The organism is Marinobacterium aestuariivivens, assembly GCF_042661465.1.
Lineage (GTDB): Bacteria > Pseudomonadota > Gammaproteobacteria > Pseudomonadales > Balneatricaceae > Marinobacterium_A > Marinobacterium_A aestuariivivens.
Genome location: NZ_JBHSWE010000001.1, coordinates 1,892,211 through 1,909,481 on the forward strand (window position 1 = coordinate 1,892,211; position 17,271 = coordinate 1,909,481).

General features: G+C 62.1%; 19 protein-coding genes and 1 pseudogene. 8 read left to right on the forward strand and 12 right to left on the reverse strand.

Going from position 1 to position 17,271, the window contains the following annotated elements; genetic code table 11:
* The first annotated feature begins 188 nt into the window (after positions 1-188).
* A pseudogene (ilvD, locus tag ACFQDL_RS09890) lies at positions 189-2,032 on the forward strand (dihydroxy-acid dehydratase).
* Positions 2,033-2,432: 400 nt separating this feature from the next.
* Complete coding sequence (locus tag ACFQDL_RS09895; RefSeq protein ID WP_379908861.1) at positions 2,433-2,627, forward strand: (2Fe-2S)-binding protein; 195 nt, start codon at positions 2,433-2,435, stop codon at positions 2,625-2,627.
* Between the two features lie 164 nt (positions 2,628-2,791).
* Here the strand turns inward: ACFQDL_RS09895 and ACFQDL_RS09900 are convergent, their stop codons facing one another.
* From ACFQDL_RS09900 to ectA, 10 genes are all read right to left on the reverse strand, one after another.
* A complete protein-coding gene (locus tag ACFQDL_RS09900) occupies positions 2,792-3,139 on the reverse strand; it encodes a TSUP family transporter (RefSeq protein ID WP_379908862.1) in 348 nt (115 codons plus the stop codon).
* On the reverse strand, positions 3,139-3,552 hold the full coding sequence (locus ACFQDL_RS09905; RefSeq protein WP_379908863.1) for a TSUP family transporter: 414 nt from the start codon (positions 3,550-3,552) through the stop codon (positions 3,139-3,141). Before ACFQDL_RS09905 ends, ACFQDL_RS09900 begins: the two co-directional genes overlap by 1 nt.
* A gap of 10 nt (positions 3,553-3,562) precedes the next feature.
* Positions 3,563-4,807, reverse strand: coding sequence for an EAL and HDOD domain-containing protein (locus tag ACFQDL_RS09910; protein ID WP_379908864.1), 1,245 nt, complete (start codon positions 4,805-4,807; stop codon positions 3,563-3,565).
* 203 nt (positions 4,808-5,010) lie between these two features.
* Entirely contained in the window at positions 5,011-5,163 is a 153-nt protein-coding gene (locus ACFQDL_RS09915; RefSeq protein WP_379908865.1) for a hypothetical protein, read from the reverse strand.
* A 5-nt stretch (positions 5,164-5,168) separates the two neighbouring features.
* Positions 5,169-6,599: an aspartate kinase gene (locus ACFQDL_RS09920; RefSeq protein WP_379908866.1), complete on the reverse strand. Its 1,431-nt coding sequence runs from the start codon at positions 6,597-6,599 to the stop codon at positions 5,169-5,171.
* Positions 6,508-7,245, reverse strand: coding sequence for a phytanoyl-CoA dioxygenase family protein (locus tag ACFQDL_RS09925; protein WP_379908867.1), 738 nt, complete (start codon positions 7,243-7,245; stop codon positions 6,508-6,510). The genes ACFQDL_RS09920 and ACFQDL_RS09925 overlap by 92 nt, the downstream gene beginning before the upstream one ends.
* Positions 7,194-7,592 carry a phytanoyl-CoA dioxygenase family protein gene (locus ACFQDL_RS09930; protein ID WP_379908868.1) on the reverse strand — a complete coding sequence of 133 codons (399 nt, stop codon included), beginning with the start codon at positions 7,590-7,592 and terminating at the stop codon, positions 7,194-7,196. The genes ACFQDL_RS09925 and ACFQDL_RS09930 overlap by 52 nt, the downstream gene beginning before the upstream one ends.
* A 101-nt stretch (positions 7,593-7,693) precedes the next feature.
* A complete protein-coding gene (locus ACFQDL_RS09935; RefSeq protein WP_379908869.1) occupies positions 7,694-8,095 on the reverse strand; it encodes an ectoine synthase in 402 nt (133 codons plus the stop codon).
* 13 nt (positions 8,096-8,108) lie between these two features.
* Positions 8,109-9,386 carry a diaminobutyrate--2-oxoglutarate transaminase gene (gene ectB / locus ACFQDL_RS09940; RefSeq protein WP_379908870.1) on the reverse strand — a complete coding sequence of 426 codons (1,278 nt, stop codon included), beginning with the start codon at positions 9,384-9,386 and terminating at the stop codon, positions 8,109-8,111.
* A gap of 53 nt (positions 9,387-9,439) precedes the next feature.
* Positions 9,440-9,880, reverse strand: coding sequence for a diaminobutyrate acetyltransferase (ectA, locus tag ACFQDL_RS09945; protein ID WP_379912992.1), 441 nt, complete (start codon positions 9,878-9,880; stop codon positions 9,440-9,442).
* A 384-nt stretch (positions 9,881-10,264) separates the two neighbouring features.
* Here ectA and ACFQDL_RS09950 point away from each other — a divergent pair, with 384 nt between their 5' ends.
* Together ACFQDL_RS09950 and ACFQDL_RS09955 are read left to right on the forward strand one after the other, a co-directional pair.
* Positions 10,265-10,762 carry a MarR family winged helix-turn-helix transcriptional regulator gene (locus ACFQDL_RS09950; RefSeq protein ID WP_379908872.1) on the forward strand — a complete coding sequence of 166 codons (498 nt, stop codon included), beginning with the start codon at positions 10,265-10,267 and terminating at the stop codon, positions 10,760-10,762.
* A gap of 69 nt (positions 10,763-10,831) precedes the next feature.
* Positions 10,832-11,572: an HD-GYP domain-containing protein gene (locus ACFQDL_RS09955; RefSeq protein ID WP_379908873.1), complete on the forward strand. Its 741-nt coding sequence runs from the start codon at positions 10,832-10,834 to the stop codon at positions 11,570-11,572.
* Here the strand turns inward: ACFQDL_RS09955 and ACFQDL_RS09960 are convergent.
* Positions 11,567-12,775 carry a GGDEF domain-containing protein gene (locus tag ACFQDL_RS09960; protein WP_379908874.1) on the reverse strand — a complete coding sequence of 403 codons (1,209 nt, stop codon included), beginning with the start codon at positions 12,773-12,775 and terminating at the stop codon, positions 11,567-11,569. The genes ACFQDL_RS09955 and ACFQDL_RS09960 overlap by 6 nt on opposite strands.
* Positions 12,776-12,905: 130 nt before the next feature.
* On the opposite strand from ACFQDL_RS09960, the gene ACFQDL_RS09965 reads away from it, so the two are divergent.
* Both ACFQDL_RS09965 and clpB read left to right on the forward strand, forming a co-directional pair.
* Positions 12,906-13,520, forward strand: a complete 615-nt coding sequence (locus tag ACFQDL_RS09965) for a M15 family metallopeptidase (RefSeq protein WP_379908875.1) — start codon at positions 12,906-12,908, stop codon at positions 13,518-13,520.
* A 145-nt stretch (positions 13,521-13,665) separates the two neighbouring features.
* Complete coding sequence (gene clpB / locus ACFQDL_RS09970; RefSeq protein ID WP_379908876.1) at positions 13,666-16,236, forward strand: ATP-dependent chaperone ClpB; 2,571 nt, start codon at positions 13,666-13,668, stop codon at positions 16,234-16,236.
* 214 nt (positions 16,237-16,450) lie between these two features.
* Here the strand turns inward: clpB and ACFQDL_RS09975 are convergent, their stop codons facing one another.
* Positions 16,451-16,756, reverse strand: coding sequence for a hypothetical protein (locus ACFQDL_RS09975; RefSeq protein ID WP_379913492.1), 306 nt, complete (start codon positions 16,754-16,756; stop codon positions 16,451-16,453).
* Here ACFQDL_RS09975 and ACFQDL_RS09980 point away from each other — a divergent pair.
* Both ACFQDL_RS09980 and ACFQDL_RS09985 read left to right on the forward strand, forming a co-directional pair.
* Entirely contained in the window at positions 16,649-17,050 is a 402-nt protein-coding gene (locus tag ACFQDL_RS09980) for a hypothetical protein (protein ID WP_379912994.1), read from the forward strand. The genes ACFQDL_RS09975 and ACFQDL_RS09980 overlap by 108 nt on opposite strands.
* A complete protein-coding gene (locus tag ACFQDL_RS09985) occupies positions 17,050-17,211 on the forward strand; it encodes a hypothetical protein (protein ID WP_379908877.1) in 162 nt (53 codons plus the stop codon). Before ACFQDL_RS09980 ends, ACFQDL_RS09985 begins: the two co-directional genes overlap by 1 nt.
* Positions 17,212-17,271: the final 60 nt, after the last annotated feature.

A 17,271-nucleotide genomic window follows, 5' to 3' on the forward strand; every position in this document is an offset into this window, starting at 1 on the left:
AGACCCACTATGCCTTCAAAAATGCGCCTTGCGGCCAACCCCTTGGCGACTCGCTATAAGTGCCTTTAAGAGTGAAACAGTACACTAGAAGCGGCAACTCTTGGTGGTCCGGCCTCGGCCTCTGATATACTCGACCCTTAGCCAAACAAGCATTCAGAGACTCTGCAAGCAGCCGAGGATATCAGGTCATGCCGCAATATCGTTCCAAGACCTCAACAGCAGGTCGCAACATGGCCGGGGCACGTGCGCTCTGGCGCGCCACCGGGATGAAAGACGAGGATTTCCACAAGCCGATCATCGCCGTCGCCAACTCCTTTACCCAGTTCGTGCCCGGGCACGTGCACCTCAAGGATATGGGCCAGCTGGTGGCGCGGGAAATCGAAAAGGCCGGCGGCGTGGCCAAGGAATTCAATACCATTGCAGTCGATGACGGCATCGCCATGGGTCACGATGGCATGCTCTACTCGCTGCCGAGCCGCGATATCATCGCCGACTCCGTCGAGTACATGGTCAACGCCCACTGCGCCGATGCGCTGGTCTGCATCTCCAACTGCGACAAGATCACGCCGGGGATGCTGATGGCGGCGATGCGTCTCAACATCCCGGTGATCTTCGTCACCGGCGGCCCGATGGAAGCCGGCAAGACCAAGCTGGCCGAGCACAAGCTCGACCTGGTGGATGCGATGGTCATCGCCGCCGATGACAGCGCCTCCGACGAGAAGGTCGCCGAGTACGAGCGCTCCGCCTGCCCGACCTGCGGCTCCTGCTCCGGCATGTTCACCGCCAACTCGATGAACTGCCTGGCCGAAGCCCTGGGCCTGGCCCTGCCGGGCAATGGCACCGTGGTCGCGACCCACGCCGACCGGGAAAAGCTGTTCCACCGCGCCGGTCATACCATCGTAGAGCTGGCCAAGCGCTACTACGAACAGGACGACGAGTCGGTACTGCCGCGCAGCATCGGCAACCTGAAGGCATTCGAGAATGCCATCACCCTGGACATCGCCATGGGCGGTTCGACCAACACCATCCTGCATCTGCTGGCGATCGCCCAGGAAGCCGAGCTGGACTTTACCCTCCAGGATATCGACCGCCTGTCCCGCACCGTGCCGCAGCTGTGCAAGGTGGCGCCGAACACCCCGAAATACCATATCGAGGACGTCCACCGTGCCGGTGGCATCATGGCGATCCTCGGCGAGCTCGACCGCGCCGGCAAGCTGCACACCGATGTACCGACCGTCCACAGCGCGACCATGAAAGACGCCCTGGACCAGTGGGATATCATGCGCAACCCCAGCCCCGAAGTGGTCGAGTTCTATAAGGCGGGTCCGGCCGGCATCCCGACCCAGGTCGCGTTCAGCCAGGCCACCCGCTGGCCGACCCTGGACGGTGACCGGGCAAACGGCTGCATCCGCTCCCTCGAGCATGCCTTCTCGCTCGAAGGCGGCCTCGCGGTGTTGTACGGCAACATTGCCGAAGACGGCTGCGTGGTAAAAACCGCGGGCGTCGACGATTCCATCCTGGTGTTCGAGGGTCCGGCGCACATCACCGAATCCCGGACCAGGCGGTGCACCATATCCTCGAAGGCCAGGTGAAGTCCGGCGATGTGGTCATTGTCCGCTACGAAGGTCCCAAGGGCGGGCCCGGCATGCAGGAAATGCTCTACCCGACCTCCTACCTGAAGTCCAAGGGACTGGGCAAGGAATGCGCCCTGCTCACCGACGGCCGCTTCTCGGGCGGCACCTCGGGCCTGTCGATCGGCCACGTCTCGCCGGAAGCGGCGGCCGGTGGCGCCATCGGTCTGGTCGAGAAAGGCGACATCATCCGTATCGACATTCCCAACCGCACCATCGACGTCAAGCTGTCGATGGAGGAGCTGGCCCACCGCCGCTCGGCCATGGAAAACAGGGGCAAGGACGCCTGGAAGCCAGTCGAAGAGCGCCCGCGCAAGGTATCGGCCGCGCTCAAGGCCTATGCCCTGCTGGCCACCAGCGCCGACAAGGGCGCAGTACGCGACCTGTCCAAGCTCGACTGAGCGTGTTCCCAACGCACTAAGGGCAGCTTCGGCTGCCCTTTTTTGTGACGGGTGACATGCATTGCCTGCAGGTTGAGTGGAAGTCGGAACGACCGTAACCAATCGACCTGTACTGCGATAGATATGACGGGTTTCCCGATAACCGCTCCTGCGTTATCGGGATTTCCACCATCCCTGGCGGTTCCCCGATGCCCCGGCCGCCTGGAATGTGTAGAGGCCGTGCCATTGCATCGCTCTACCCATCCCGTCTTTACGTCTTTAGGCTATCGATTACAAAATATCAGTAGCCAAAACTTATCAAAAATCTTTCAAGTTAAACGCCGCGATTGCCTGTTGCCAATAAAAGTGATGATAACTATTATCATTACCGTTCTATCAAAAAAGCATCCCGGACCAGCGCATGAAGATCTGCATCTGCAAAAATGTCAGCGACCGCGAAATTCGTGAAGCCATCGATAACGGCGCCCGCAGCATGCGCGACCTGCGCGAAGAGCTCGGTGTCGGCAGCGACTGCGGCAAATGCGCCTGCGCGGCCAAACGGATCATCCGCACCCACAATTACGACGACCTCGCCGTCGAAATTATCGCTGCCTGATCAGGCACGACAGCACCGGCCCGCGCACCGAGGACCAAGCCTTTTTTCGCAGGATGCCGCAGAGCGCAGCGACCACCAGGGATGGTGGGAAGTCTGGCATTGCAGGAGCAAATGCCAGCGAAGCTGCATCATATCGGTAAGCACAGCCCCCAACGCCAACCTCTTCAGCCGACCGACATCGACTGCCAGATCAACCGCACCGCCAGCAGCGTCACGATTAGCCGGAACAGCGGCCTGAACCAGGCCGGCGGCATGCGATCGAGCAGTTTCAGCCCCAGCCAGGTACCGCACGCACCTGCCGTCACCATCAACAGCACGAACGGCACCCATTCGAGAAACATGAACCCGAGACTGCCGAAAACCACGAGCTTGAGACAGTGCTGCACACTCATGCAGGCTGCGAAGGTCGCCACGGTGGGAAACTTGCCGGCGTTGAAGCGGTGTACCCAGGCCGCCACCAGCGGGCCGGTGGCCCCAACGAACATCGAGATCAGCGTTGTCAGGGCGCCCATCAGCAGCAACCCCGGCCGACTGAGCTCCCCTTGCCGAACCCCGGTCCCCAGAGCAGGTAGAGGATGAAGCCGGCGACGCTGAGCTGAATCCAGCTCAGCGGCAGTTGCACCAGCACCCAGACAGCCGTTAGCGCGCCGAACAGTGCGCCCAGGGCGAAGGGCGCCACCCGCGGCCAGTCGACATGGCGGCGCGTCATCAGCGCGCGATTGAAATTGGAGCCCAGCTGAACCAGGCCATGGACGGGAATCAGGGCGGCGACCGGCAGCATCGAGGCCATCACCGCCAGCAGCAGCACGCCACCGCCGATACCCAACGCCGCAGTGATCATCGAGGTCAGGCCACTGAGCAGCGTCAACAGCAGCGCCTGCTCCAGGCTCAACGCCGACGGCAGCCAACCGTAAAGCCAGTCCATGGCGGCGGTCTCAGTTATCGGACATCGCCTGCATTACCTGCTGTCCCCAGGCGAGGCTGTGACGGTAAGCCACCTCATAGTAGGCCGATTCGACCAGGCGGCGCAGGGCCTCGAACTCGCCACGCTCGTAATGCTCGACGTCGTCCAGCACCTCGCCCAGTTCCCCGGCGCGATTGAGCAGCGCATCCTTGATCTCCTGGCGCAGCGGCACCTGCTCCATCAGGTCCGCCATCTCCATATCGAAGAGTACGTCCAGCTGCGACAGCAGACCGACGATAAAGTAGTTGATCGGCTGGCTGCGCCCCATCAGCTCGGCCAGCAGCTCGCACATGCGCCCGCGTACCAGCATATTGCGGGTCAGCTCATCGGGCTTGCCGACTTCGCCGCTGGCCAGAAAGAGGGTGACCCAGCGACGGATCTGATCCAGCCCCAGCAGGGTAATGGCGTGAGACAGCGACTCGATCTCGCGGCGAAGGTTGAAAGCCGCCGAGTTCACGACCCGCAGAATCTTGTAGGTCAGGGCGGCATCGTTGACGGCGATCTGTTCGAGGGCCGCCGCCGTGGTCTCGGGATTCTGCAGTTCGGCGAGCAGCTGCAGCAGCACCACCTTGTTGCCGCCAATTTTCTTGCCGCGCACCGGCACCGGCTTGCTGAGGAAGAATCCCTGGTATAGAGAGAAGCCCATCTCCAGGCACTGGCGGAACTGATCCTGATTCTCGACCTTGTCCGCCAGCAGCTCGAGGTTGAAACGCTTGAGTTTCTGGATGATCGCCGGCAACGCGTGCAGACCCAGCTTGAGAATATCCAGCTTGAGCACATGGACGATCTCGAGCAATGGCTCGAACCTGGGATCCTGGGGGTCGTAATCGGCAAGTACCAGGCGGTAACCGCGGCGTCCCAGATCCCTGAGCTTGTCCAGCAGCGGTGGCGTCACCTCCGTATGCCCCAGCAACTCCAGGGCGAAGGTCTCTTTCGGCAGCTCCGGTAGCGAGCTGTCCAGCAGCACCTTGTCTGTCAGCTTCAGATAACAGGGCAAGCTGCGGATCTCGCCGTCGCGACAGATACTGGCGTAGGTGTTGACGATCACCGAGAGGGTGGCACGATCGTCGGTCACCGAGTTGTCGAATTCGCCGGTCTGGTTGCGAAACAGCAGCTCGTAGGCAACGACATCCTGGTTCTTGGTGAAGATCGGTTGCCGGGCGAGCAGCACCGGCAACTGCTCGGACTCTTTAAGGGATTTCAGCGCGGCACTCAAGGTCAGGGCTCTCCGATAGCTCCGTCATTCAGGTCTTCAACAGACGCTGCCAATAATGACATCAACGGCCGGCGAAATCGAATTTTCGCGAGCCTGACCCCTGCAGGAGCTGCGCCCCGCAGCGAACACCGCCGGCACCTCGGCCAACGTGTTCGCACCGGCGCGGCGCTCCTACAAGTGTTATTCAAGCTTCGGCGCGACCTTTATGCCGCCGAGATCACGTCCTCGTAGCCTTCGCGCTCGACCAGTGCACGGTGCAGCACGGCGACCGCCTGGGCGTAATCCTCTTCGTTGACCACGCACTGCATCTCGACCTGACGGATCGACTTCTTGCGGGTCGTGGCCCGCCTGGACATCTGTTTTACGCCGCCGAGATCACATCCTCGTAGCCCTCGCGCTCGACCAGTGCACGGTGCAGCACGGCGACCGCCTGGGCGTAATCCTCTTCGTTGACCACGCACTGCATCTCGACCTGACGGATCGATTGATGCGCTGCCTGGACACTGATGTCGGCCTCGGCCAGCGCCGACATCATCCGTGCCAGCATGCCCTTGACCTTGAGATCGGAGCCGATCGCCGAAACGATGGCGACGTTGTGCACGTTGACCTCGGCGGCCCTGTACTGCTCCTCGATCAGGCGCGCGGCGCGATTGACCTTCTTGCGCGAGCCGGAAACATAGTAGGTGATGCTGTTGGCATCGGAGTCCTTGTTGACGACATAGAGCTTGAGCTGCTTCAGCAGCCGGGTAATCTCGATATCGTAGGCAACATCACCGAGCATCTCCTGGTCGAACACCTCGAGGCCGAAGACGTCCTTGCGCCCAGCGACGATCTCAACGCAGGGACGGTCGCTGGTATAGGACTGGCTGATCAGGGTGCCGCCGTGCTCCGGCTCGAAGGCGTTCTTGATGCGCAGCTCCACGCCGGCGCGGCGCAGCGATTTCGCAGCCTTCGGATGGATTGCCTCCATGCCGAGATTGGACAACTGGTCGGCGACATCGAAGTTGGTGCGGCCGATCGTCACCACCTTATCGGTACCGACCAGCATCGGATCGGCACTGCTAAGATGGTACTCCTTGTGAATGATCGCCTCGCGGGCACCGGTTTCGGCCGCGATCTGGGCAAAAGTGATCTCGCTGTAACCGCGATCGTAGGTGTTCATCAGGCCTTCGGCGCAGTGGGTGTAGCCGGTGGCCACCGCCAGTTCGCTGGCGAAATCGACCTGGGCGAAGCTGGTGCGCACCATCTCGTCGAAGGACTGCGGCGCCTCCTGGTGCCAGCCGGTCAGATCCACCAGCCGGGCATTGACGCCGCGGGCACGCAGCGCCAGCACGGTATTGTGGGCGCTGTGGGCCTCGCCGATCGCTGCCAGCATCTCGCGCACTTTCATCAGGTGCTCCTCGAGCTGGAAGTGGCCGTAGGTACAGAGGCGCTGCAGGCTCTGCATGCAGTCGCGGGCATCGTCGATACGCTCCTGCACGAAGCGGTCCGCCGCACTGCGCTCGTAGTCGGCGGCAAACAGTTCGGCATTCTTGCGCAGCATGCGATCGCGCACATCCTCGAGCGCGCCGAGCCAGGCATCCTCGCTGTCGGCATCGGCGAAGCGGGCATAGATGCCGGGCTCACCGGTTTTCTTGTGCTCCAGCAGCAGGTTGGTCATGCCGCCATAGGCCGAAACCACGAAGATGCGGTTATACAGGTCACTGCCGGCGCGATCGCCGAGCAGAATATTTTCCATGACTTCCTCGAAGCGGCTCATGGAGGTACCGCCGATTTTCTCTACTGTATGCATAGTTGTTGTGGGGGTCATGTCCTTGTGAGTCCGGCGCCGCCGGATGGTCAGGCGCCGGAATATGAATGGATGGCAACGGCTCAGAGATACCGCTGGGGGCAATGGCCAGCGGCGCTACAGGACCGCGATCGGCGATGAAGCCCGGGCGCGGTGCCTGATGGCAGTACGGATCCTGCAGACTGTTCCCGACCTGGTTGTAGACGAAGAACAGATTGCTGCGTGGCGCCGGCGTGATATTGCTGTTGGAGCCGTGCATGGTATTGCAGTCGAAAAACACCACGGAGCCTGCCGGCCCGGTTGCGGTATCGATACCATAACGACTGACAAGCTCGCTCAGGCTGTTATGGTCCGGCACACCGTATTCCTGCTTGCGCAGCGAGTGCTGGTAGTGGTTTTCCGGCGTTTCGCCGACACAGGTGATGTAGTGACGGTGCGAACCCGGTACCAGCATCAGCGGACCGTTGTTGATGTCATTGTCGGTCAGCAGGATGGAACAGCTGAGCGCCCGCATGCGCGGCATGCCGTCCTCGACATGCCAGGTCTCGAAATCGGAGTGCCAGTAGAACTCCTTGCCGTTGAAGCCGGGCTTGAAGTTCATGCGCGACTGATGGATGTAAATATCGCCGCCCAGAATGAAGCGAGCCACCTCGGCGATACGCGCATCCCCGCCACGCGGGCGAACAGCGGGTTACTCTTGTGGATCTCGAACAGCGAGCGCAACGCGCCGCTCTGGGGCTCCCGGATGGCCTCGTCCGATGCCAGCACCTCGGGATCCTGACGCAGGCGATCCAGTTCAGCACGCAGCACCGCCACTTCCTGCGGAGAAAAGAGTTCCGGCAACACCATATAGCCGTCGCGCTCGAACCGAGCCATCAGCTCCGGCGCAACAGGCGCGGCTTCCAGGTCTTGCCGGTACAGGACCGGATCCTGGCGTTCCAGCCATTCTGGCCGGTCCAGCTGACGTGACGGATACAGATCTTCTCGCGAACTCATGGGCCCTCCAATCGGGTTTAACAGTCTGACGACAGGCCCCCGGCCGGGCGCCTGCCGGTAATACGGCGACGGGGATCTTTCGATCCCCGCCCTGGCAGCTATCAGGCGACTTCTTCGGCTTCCAGCGGATAGACGCCATTCTCGTCATGGACTTCCTTGCCGGTGAGCGGCGGGTTGAAAACGCAGGCGAGCTTCAGCTCGCTGTTCGCCCTCAGCAGGTGCTCGTCGTGCTTGTCGAGGTTGTAGAGCGTGCCGGGCCGGATCGGATAGATCTTGCCGTCGGCCAGGGTCTCGATTTCACCTTCGCCGCTGATGCAGTACACCGACTCGAAATGGTTCTGATACCAGATGTGCGTCTCGGTGTTGGCGTAGATGGTGGTGATATGGAAGGAGTAGCCCATGTTGTCCTGCTTCAGCAGCATGCGCGTACTTTCCCAGGTGCCTGTTTCCGATTCCACGCGACGTTCGGACTTTTCGCACTCTTCCAGTGTTCTGACGATCATTCCAGGGGTCTCCTCAGGATGCAGCAGTTTCAAGGTTTTCGGCCATGGCACCGGCAAAGGCACCGTCCAGAATATCCAGCGCGGCACGCAACTGATCTTCGGAAATCGTCAGCGGGCACAGGCATTTGACGACCTGATCACGGGCGCCGCTGGTTTCGATCACCAGATTCCGCGCAAAGGCGCGACGACAGATATCGGCAGCGACTTCGCCATCGGGACACTCGATGCCGACCATCAGACCGCGGCCCTTGACCCTGAGTGAATCCGGGCCGTGGCGCCGGACGATGTTCTGCATGCGTTCCCTGACCAGCGCGCCCTTCTTCTTGACCTCTTCACCGAACTGGTTGTCGCGCCAGAAGGTTTCGATGGCGGTGGCGGCGGTGACGAAGGCGTGGTTGTTGCCGCGGAAGGTGCCGTTGTGCTCGCCCGGCTTCCACTGGTCCAGCTCCTTGCGCAGCACCAGCACGGCGAACGGCAGGCCGTAGCCGCTGAGGGACTTGGAGAGCGTCACCATGTCCGGCTTGATTCCCATTTCCTCGAAGCTGAAGAAGGTGCCGGTGCGGCCGCAGCCCGCCTGGATGTCGTCGACGATCAGCAGCATGTCGTGCTTGCGGCACAGGCGCTCGAGGCGGCGCATCCAGTCGGCGGAGGCGACGTTGAGACCACCCTCGCCCTGCACGGTTTCGACGATCACGGCGGCCGGCTTGTCGATGCCGCTGCTCGGATCGGACAGCAGCTTGTCCATGTAGGCGATGGTGTTGAGCTTGTCGCCCATGTAACCGTCGAACGGCATGCGGGTGACGTCACCCATTGTCACGCCGGCCACGCCACGGTGGTGCTGATTGCCGGTCGCGGCCAGCGCACCGAGGGTGCAGCCGTGGAAGCCGTTGGTGAAGCTGATGATATTGCGGCGTCCCTTGACCTTGCGCGCCAGCTTCAGCGCCGCCTCGACGGCGTTGGCGCCGGTGGGGCCGGTGAACTGCACGACGCAGTCGCCCATGCCGCGTGGCGCCAGAATCACGCGATTGAACACCTCGAGGAAGGTTTCCTTGGCGTCAGAATGCATGTCCAGACCGTGGGTCAGGCCGTCCGCTTCGATGTACTCCAGCAGCGCCTTTTTCAGAACCGGGTTGTTATGGCCGTAGTTCAGGGTGCCGGCACCGGCGAGAAAATCGATGTAGCGGGTGCCGTCCCGGGTGATCAGCTCGGCGCCCTTGGCCTGCTTGAACACCACCGGGAAGGAACGGCAGTAACTGCGGATTCCGGATTCATTCTGCTCAAAAATGTTCATTCTTTCTCCTGTTAATCGAATTGGGGGATCGGCTGTCGCTGTCTCGGGGTCGACTATTTGAGCTCGGGCACCGGCAGCCTGAACGGGCCGGCGCGATACAGCAGCTCGTCGTCATGCTGACCGGCGAAATGGACCTCGCGCGAGAACAGCAGTTTGCGATCCCAGGGAGCATCGAGGATGCCGAAGACCTTGCGAAACAGGGCTTCGGACGCCTCGTTGCCGGGCGAAATCGTGGTCTCGATATAGCGCACCCCTTCCTTTGCCTGCCGGCGCACCAGCGCCAGCAGCATGCGGCTGCCGAGCCCCAGCCCTCGTGCGGCCTCGTGGACGGCCACCTGCCAGACAAAGAGGGTGTCGGGCCTTTTCGGCGGACGGTAGCCGGAAATGAAGCCCAGCAGTCGACCGTCATCGGCCTCGGCAGCAATGGCGGTGTCCGCAAAGTCGGAACACTGCAGCAGATTGCAGTAGACGGAGTTCGTATCAAGTGGGGGCAGCTGGCAACCAGCTGATGAAGTGCGTGACCGTCTCGGTCACAGGGCGGGCGAAACGTTATCGAGTCAGTATCCATAGCCTGTTAATATTTAGCAATTCTATGCTTTTTAGTATAAAACATATCCAACATAGAACATCAACCTTAGTCAGGCGCATAATTATCAATGATTTGAGCATTGCGCGCGCTATCACAGGAAGAAAACTCATTAGCATTGCTATGTTTTGTTACAATACAGAGACTGTTTCACTAAGAAAAAGTTTCGTTTGCCGAAACATATCAACGGAACCCGCGCCGCCGTCGCCACCATTACCGGTTCGAAACCATTGCATTAGCCGGCACGAAAACGTACAAAGTGCCGTCCGACTCACCCAGCCACCGAGCACCAATGAGAAAAAGCCAGTCCGCTCTTATCCTGATTCGCCAGATCATTCGCGCCACCGATCTGCACGACAAGCAGCTCAGCCGGGCCACCGGACTGACACTGCCCCAGTTGCTGACCCTGCAGACCCTGCAGGAGGGCGGTTCGATGACCATTGGACGACTGGCACGCGAGCTGAACCTGGCCCAGGCCACCGTCACCAGCCTTTTGGACCGGCTGGAGAAGAAGCAACTGATCGAGCGCCAGCGCGACAGCCAGGACAAGCGCAAGGTCTGGGCCTGCCTCTCCGAGTCAGGCAATCAACTGCTGGCCTCGGCGCCGACCTCGGTGCAGGACAGCTTTATCGATCAGTTCGAGGGGATGGAGCAGTGGGAGCAGTCGATGGTGATCACCGCCCTTGAGCGGGTCGCCGGAGTGCTCAACGCACTGGACATCGACGCCGCACCGGTGCTGGATATTGGTGAGCTGGATCGCTCATCGGGCGACCGTGACAAACACCAGTAACAGACAAAAAAGACACCTGCCGGCTGCCTGTTTATACTGATAACCCAGACCCTATTGCAGGATGCCGGAATGAATGGACTCTATCGTCTCCCCGATCTCGGGCCGGACGCACTTCAGCAGGAACTGGCATCAGTGCAGGACACCGCCATTCTCTGCCTGGCATCGATGGCCCGCATGCGCGACCATGCCACCGGCAACCATATTCTGCGTACCCAGCATTATGTCCGCATCCTGGCTCTGCACCTGCGCGACCATCCGGGATTCAGCGACCCGCTCGACGATGATCTGACGCTGGAACTGCTGTGCAGGACGGCCACGCTGCACGATATCGGCAAGGTCGCGATACCGGACGGCATCCTGCTGAAACCGGGCCGGCTGACCGCTGAGGAGTTCGAGCAGATGAAGCTGCATACCGTCTACGGTCATCAGGCGCTGCAGAACGTGGAGGCCCTGACCGCCGTAACGCTCGGCCACCATAGCCGGCTGTTCCTGCGCATCGCCCGCGAGATCACCCTGAGCCACCATGAACGCTGGGATGGCCAGGGTTATCCACAGGGACTGATGGGCGACGAGATCCCCTGCACGGCCCGCATCATGGCACTGGCCGATGTCTACGATGCGCTGATCTCCCGCCGCCCCTACAAGGACGAAATGTCCCACGAGCGGGCGGCCGCCTGCATCCTCGAGGGCGCGGCAGCCATTTCGATCCGGCTGTCGTGGATGCCTTCGACGCGCGGCAGGAGGAGTTTGCGGCGATCGCCCGCCAGATGGAGGTCCAATACCCCCACCCTGGCGCCGGAACCCTCATGAACCGGAGCGGCCGGACGCCTGATCCGCCGCACCGGCACTGTCTTCGGAATCGCCCGGATCACTCTGCTGAATGCGCCTGATATGGCTGCCGCTGGCCGCATGACTATGCTCTTTGGCGCTGTACATGGCTTGATCGGCCAGGCTCGTCAGCTCTTCCGGCCCCAGGCTTTCGTCTGGAGAGGTCTGGGCGATACCGATGCTCAGTGAAACGCCACCGTGGTCGAGTTGTTCGAACAGCTCGACCAGCCGCCGGGCCACCCCTTCCGCCTGTTCCAGTACCGTTTCCGGCAGAATCAGCACGAACTCGTCGCCACCGTAACGGCAGGCGATATCACTGGTCCGGCTCACTTTCATGAGCACATGCCCGAAGCCGGCCAGCAGCTCGTCGCCGGCCGGATGCCCCTCGCGGTCGTTCAGCTCCTTGAAGTGGTCCATGTCGACGTAGAGCAGGCAAAGACTCGAGCCCTGGCGCTCGGCCCGGGCCACTTCCCGTCGCAAATGTTCGTAATAGGAGCGCTGATTCTGCAGCCCGGTCAGCGGGTCTGTCTTCGACAGCTGCTCGAGTTCGCGGGTGCGTTCGGCGACGGTATTTTCGAGGCTTGCGGCATAATCTTCGACCTTGTGACGGATGGATTCGACCTCCGACACCAGGCTGTGGATATAGGTATCGAAGACGAACTGCACATCGAACATCATCAGCCGGTGCAGCGACTGCCATACCTCCTCGGCCTCGGCCTGGCGCTCATCGCCAGCCTCACCCAGCAGGTGCAGTCGCAACACATCCTGCAGGTTGACGATGGCGCCGATATAGAGCTTGGGCGACACGCCGATCTGCTTGTGCACCTTGCCGATCCGCAGACGCTTGTTGACGTATTCGGAATCGTAATAGCCGTCGAACAGCTCGAGTACGTAGCGGCGCAGCGAATTGTGCAGCCGACGGAAAGTTTCGGAGTCGCCGATCAGCAGCGCCACCTCCGAGATCGCCCGCTGGCGCCGATAGAACTCGTCGACGATCAGATCGATATCGCGCTGCACTATCGGCTTCCACTTCTGCAGCTGCGCCACGTCAGCCTCGCCGAAGCCGACCAGAGACTTACGCTCCTCGATCTCGCGCTCGGTGATCTTCAGCTGCTCGGCCAGCGTCTGTTCGGTGACGTTGGCCTTCTTCACACTGTGCTCATCCGGTGGTATCTGCGAGTGCATTCCCTAGCCTCCCGCGCTGTTGCTGAATTAAAAGGAAACTATAGACCACCGACACTATACCAACGGCGCAGGGCCTGCAGTAAGCGTCCCGCTGGAATACACTAGGGAGACCAACCCAAGGAAGACGTACGTGACCGCACCCGCCCCCTTTATCGACCTCATCGAGCTCTGCCCGACGCTGCGCCTGGATATCAGGTACCACGGCAGTGACAATTTCATCGGCCTGCCGGTGGACGGCTACGAAGCGCCCCGCGCCTGGCTGACAGGGCCCGCCGCCCGGGCTCTGGTGCAGGTTCAGCGCCGGCTGGAGCTGTTCGACCTGTCGCTGAAGATTTTCGACGCCTACCGGCCGCAGCGGGCGGTGGACCACTTCATCCGCTGGTGCGACAGCCCCTGCGATCCGCAACTGAAAACCCTTTACTACCCGGAACTGGAAAAGTCCCAGCTGTTCGAGGAGGGTTACCTGAACCGCCATTCGACCCACAGCCGCGGCAGCACCGTAGACCTGACCATCGTTTCGTGCGACGGCGCGACGGAACTGGACATGGGCACCCGATTCGACTTCTTCGGCCCCGAGTCCTGGCTCGACTGCGACAGCATCCCGCCCCAGGCCCGCGCCAACCGCCTGCTGCTGCAGCGCCTGATGGTCGAAGCCGGCTTCATCCCCTTTCACCACGAGTGGTGGCACTTCACGCTGCGCGACGAGCCCTATCCCCATACCTGTTTCGATATACCGATACGGTGATCCCCGGAGATTTGGCCCCCTTATTATTCAGCTTTCCCTAATTTATTACACCAAAACCCTTGAAGCGCTGTGGATATGCCACCATATCTTTTGCCAACCACTGTATTTCCGCCAAGGCGGTCTGAAGCGCACTCAGGAGGGCTCGATGCGACCCGACAAATTCACGTCCAAACTGCAGGAAGCACTGGCCGATGCCCAATCGCTGGCGGTCGGCCGCGATCACAACATGATGGAGCCGATCCACCTGCTGGCGGCTTTCACCGAACAGCGTGACGGATCGATCCGGCCACTGCTCGGACGCGCCGGCGCCAATCTGCAGACCCTGACGAGACAGGTCGGCGAGGCGCTGGACCGGCTGCCCCAGGTGCAGAATCCGGACGGCGAGATCCGGCTGTCGCAGAACATGGCGCGGCTGTTCAACCTCACCGACAAGCTGGCGCAGCAGCGCGGCGACCAGTACATCGCCAGCGAGCTGATACTGCTGGCGATGCTCGACGACAAGACCGATGCCGGCAAGCTGTTGCGCGAGGCCGGCATCACCAAGGCCACCCTGGAAGAGGCGATCAATCAGATGCGAGGCGGTGAAAGCGTGCAGGACCCCAATGCCGAGGAATCCCGTCAGGCGCTGGACAAATACTGTATCGACCTGACCGAGCGCGCCGAGTCCGGCAAGCTCGACCCGGTGATCGGCCGTGACGACGAGATCCGCCGCACCATCCAGGTGCTGCAGCGCCGCACCAAGAACAACCCGGTGCTGATCGGCGAGCCCGGCGTCGGCAAGACAGCCATCGTCGAGGGCCTGGCACAGCGCATCGTCAACGGCGAGGTGCCGGAAGGCCTCAAGCGCAAGAAGGTGCTGGCGCTCGACATGGGCGCGCTGATCGCCGGCGCCAAGTTCCGCGGCGAGTTCGAGGAACGCCTGAAGGCCGTGCTCAACGAACTGTCGAAGCAGGAGGGCCAGATCATCCTCTTCATCGACGAGCTGCACACCATGGTCGGCGCCGGCAAGGCCGAGGGCGCCATGGATGCCGGCAACATGCTCAAGCCCGCGCTGGCGCGCGGCGAGCTGCACTGCGTCGGCGCCACCACCCTCGACGAGTACCGCAAGTACGTCGAGAAGGACGCGGCACTGGAGCGTCGCTTCCAGAAGGTGCTGGTCGACGAGCCGACCGAGGAGGACACCATCGCCATCCTGCGCGGCCTCAAGGAGCGCTACGAGATCCACCACAGCGTCGACATCACCGACTCGGCGATCATCGCCGCAGCCAAACTGAGTCAGCGCTACATCACCGACCGCCAGTTGCCCGACAAGGCGATCGATCTGGTCGACGAGGCAGCGTCGCGCATCCGCATGGAGATGGACTCCAAGCCCGAAGACATGGACCGCCTGGAACGGCGCCTGATCCAGCTGAAGATGGAACGCGAGGCGCTGAAGAAGGAGAAGGACGAAGCCTCGCGCAAGCGCCTGGAAGAGCTGGAACAGAACATCGCCAAGCTGGAGCGCGAGTACGCCGACTTCGAGGAGGTCTGGAAGGCGGAAAAGGCGATGCTGCAGGGCTCCCAGCATATCAGGGAACAGCTCGACCAGGCCCGCGTCGAGATGGAGCAGGCCCGTCGCGCCGGCGATCTGACGAAGATGTCCGAGCTGCAGTACGGCCGCATTCCTGAACTCGAGAAGCAGCTGGCGGTGTCCGATGAGGCCGAGGTCAAGGAAACCAAGCTGCTGCGCAACAAGGTCACCGAGGAGGAGGTCGCCGAGGTGGTCTCGCGCTGGACCGGCATCCCCGTGAGCAAGATGCTCGAGGGCGAGCGCGAGAAGCTGCTGCGCATGGAGGAGGCGCTGCACCAGCGTGTCGTCGGCCAGGACGAGGCCGTGATCGCGGTATCGAACGCCGTGCGCCGCTCCCGCGCCGGCCTTGCCGACCCGAACCGGCCCAACGGCAGCTTCCTGTTCCTCGGCCCGACCGGCGTCGGCAAGACCGAGCTGTGCAAGGCGCTGGCCAGCTTCCTGTTCGACACCGAAGAGGCGATGGTGCGTATCGACATGTCGGAGTTCATGGAGAAGCACTCGGTGGCGCGGCTGATCGGTGCACCTCCGGGCTACGTCGGCTACGAGGAAGGCGGCTACCTGACCGAGGCGGTGCGGCGCCGGCCCTACTCGGTGCTGCTGCTCGACGAGGTCGAAAAGGCGCACCCGGATGTCTTCAACATCCTGCTGCAGGTGCTCGAGGACGGCCGCCTCACCGATGGCCAGGGCCGCACCGTGGATTTTCGCAACTGCATCGTGGTGATGACCTCGAACCTGGGCTCCGACCTGATTCAGAACTACAGCGATGACGACGACTACAACCTGATGAAGGCGGCGGTGATGGAAGCGGTCGGCAGCCACTTCCGCCCCGAGGTGATCAACCGCATCGACGAGGTGGTGGTGTTCCACAGCCTGCGCAAGGAACAGGTCTCCGGCATCGCCGAGATCCAGCTCGAGCGGCTGCGCAGGCGCCTGGCCGAACGCGAACTGGGTCTGACGCTGACCGGCACCGCGATGGACAAGCTGGTCGAGGTCGGCTTCGAACCGATCTACGGCGCGAGGCCGCTGAAGCGGGCGATCCAGCAGTGGATCGAGAACCCGCTGGCGCAGCGCCTGCTGGCCGGCGACTTCGCGCCGGGCGACGAGATCGTCGTCGACGTCGAGGCAGGGGAGTTCGTATTCCGCTGATCTCGCCCCATAGGCACCACCGAGAGCCCGCTGCTTCGACCGCGGGCTCTTTTTGTGCGCCACCTTGACGATTGCGCGTGACGACTGGCGCCAATTCATTTCCCGGACCATGCTTGTCGAGCGCGTCGCGCATCACCTCCACAGAACCGGCGACAGGGGCCAGATAAACGAGGGTTTCCGAATGAAGCTTTTCAGTCCAGTTGTATACGGGGGCTCAGGCGCCCTGCTTGCACTGGTTGCAGCGCTGGTTGCGGGATGTTCGATGCCGCAGAAAGAGGTCACCGGAGCCGGCACCTACGAGGGCCCGCCGGTTACCATCGGTCAGGGCGAGGCACGGGCGTTCGTCACGTTCGACGCGCAGGGCCAGGCCCGTACCCTCGGCATCAGGCTGTCCGAAGCGGCGCTGTCCGGCCTGCCCGCCGAACTCCCGCCGCCGGGCGTCCAGGAGTTCGAACTGAGCCTGCCGGCCGAAGCGGCGGCCACCGGCTACGACCATGTCACCGTCGACTGGAACCCCCACGGCCATATACCCGAGGGGTTTACGACAGGCCCCATTTCGATGTCCATTTCTACGCCATCGACAGCACGGCAAGAAACGCCATTACGGCTGTCGGCGACGACCTGGAGCGTGCACACAAGACCCCGGCGCACAGCCATATGCCGGTCGACTATGTGCTGCCACGCGGCACCGAGGTGCCAAAGATGGGGGCCCATGCGATCGATCCGGGCAGTGCCGAGTTCCAGAACCAGCCCTTTACGCAGACCTTTATCTACGGTTTCTACGACGGCAACATCATCTTCATGGAGCCGATGATGACGCTGGAATTCCTGCAGACCCGGCCCAACGTCTCGACACCGATCAAACAGCCGCAATCGTACCAGGCGGACTTCGCCTACCCGACCCGCTACGGCGTTCGCTACGACCCGGAGTCGCGGCAATTCGAGATCACGCTGGACGAGCTGACGCGGCACTGAGTCTTCTCGCAGAATCCGTAGGAGCTGCGCCCCGCAGCGAACCGATTTGGCGCGGCGGTT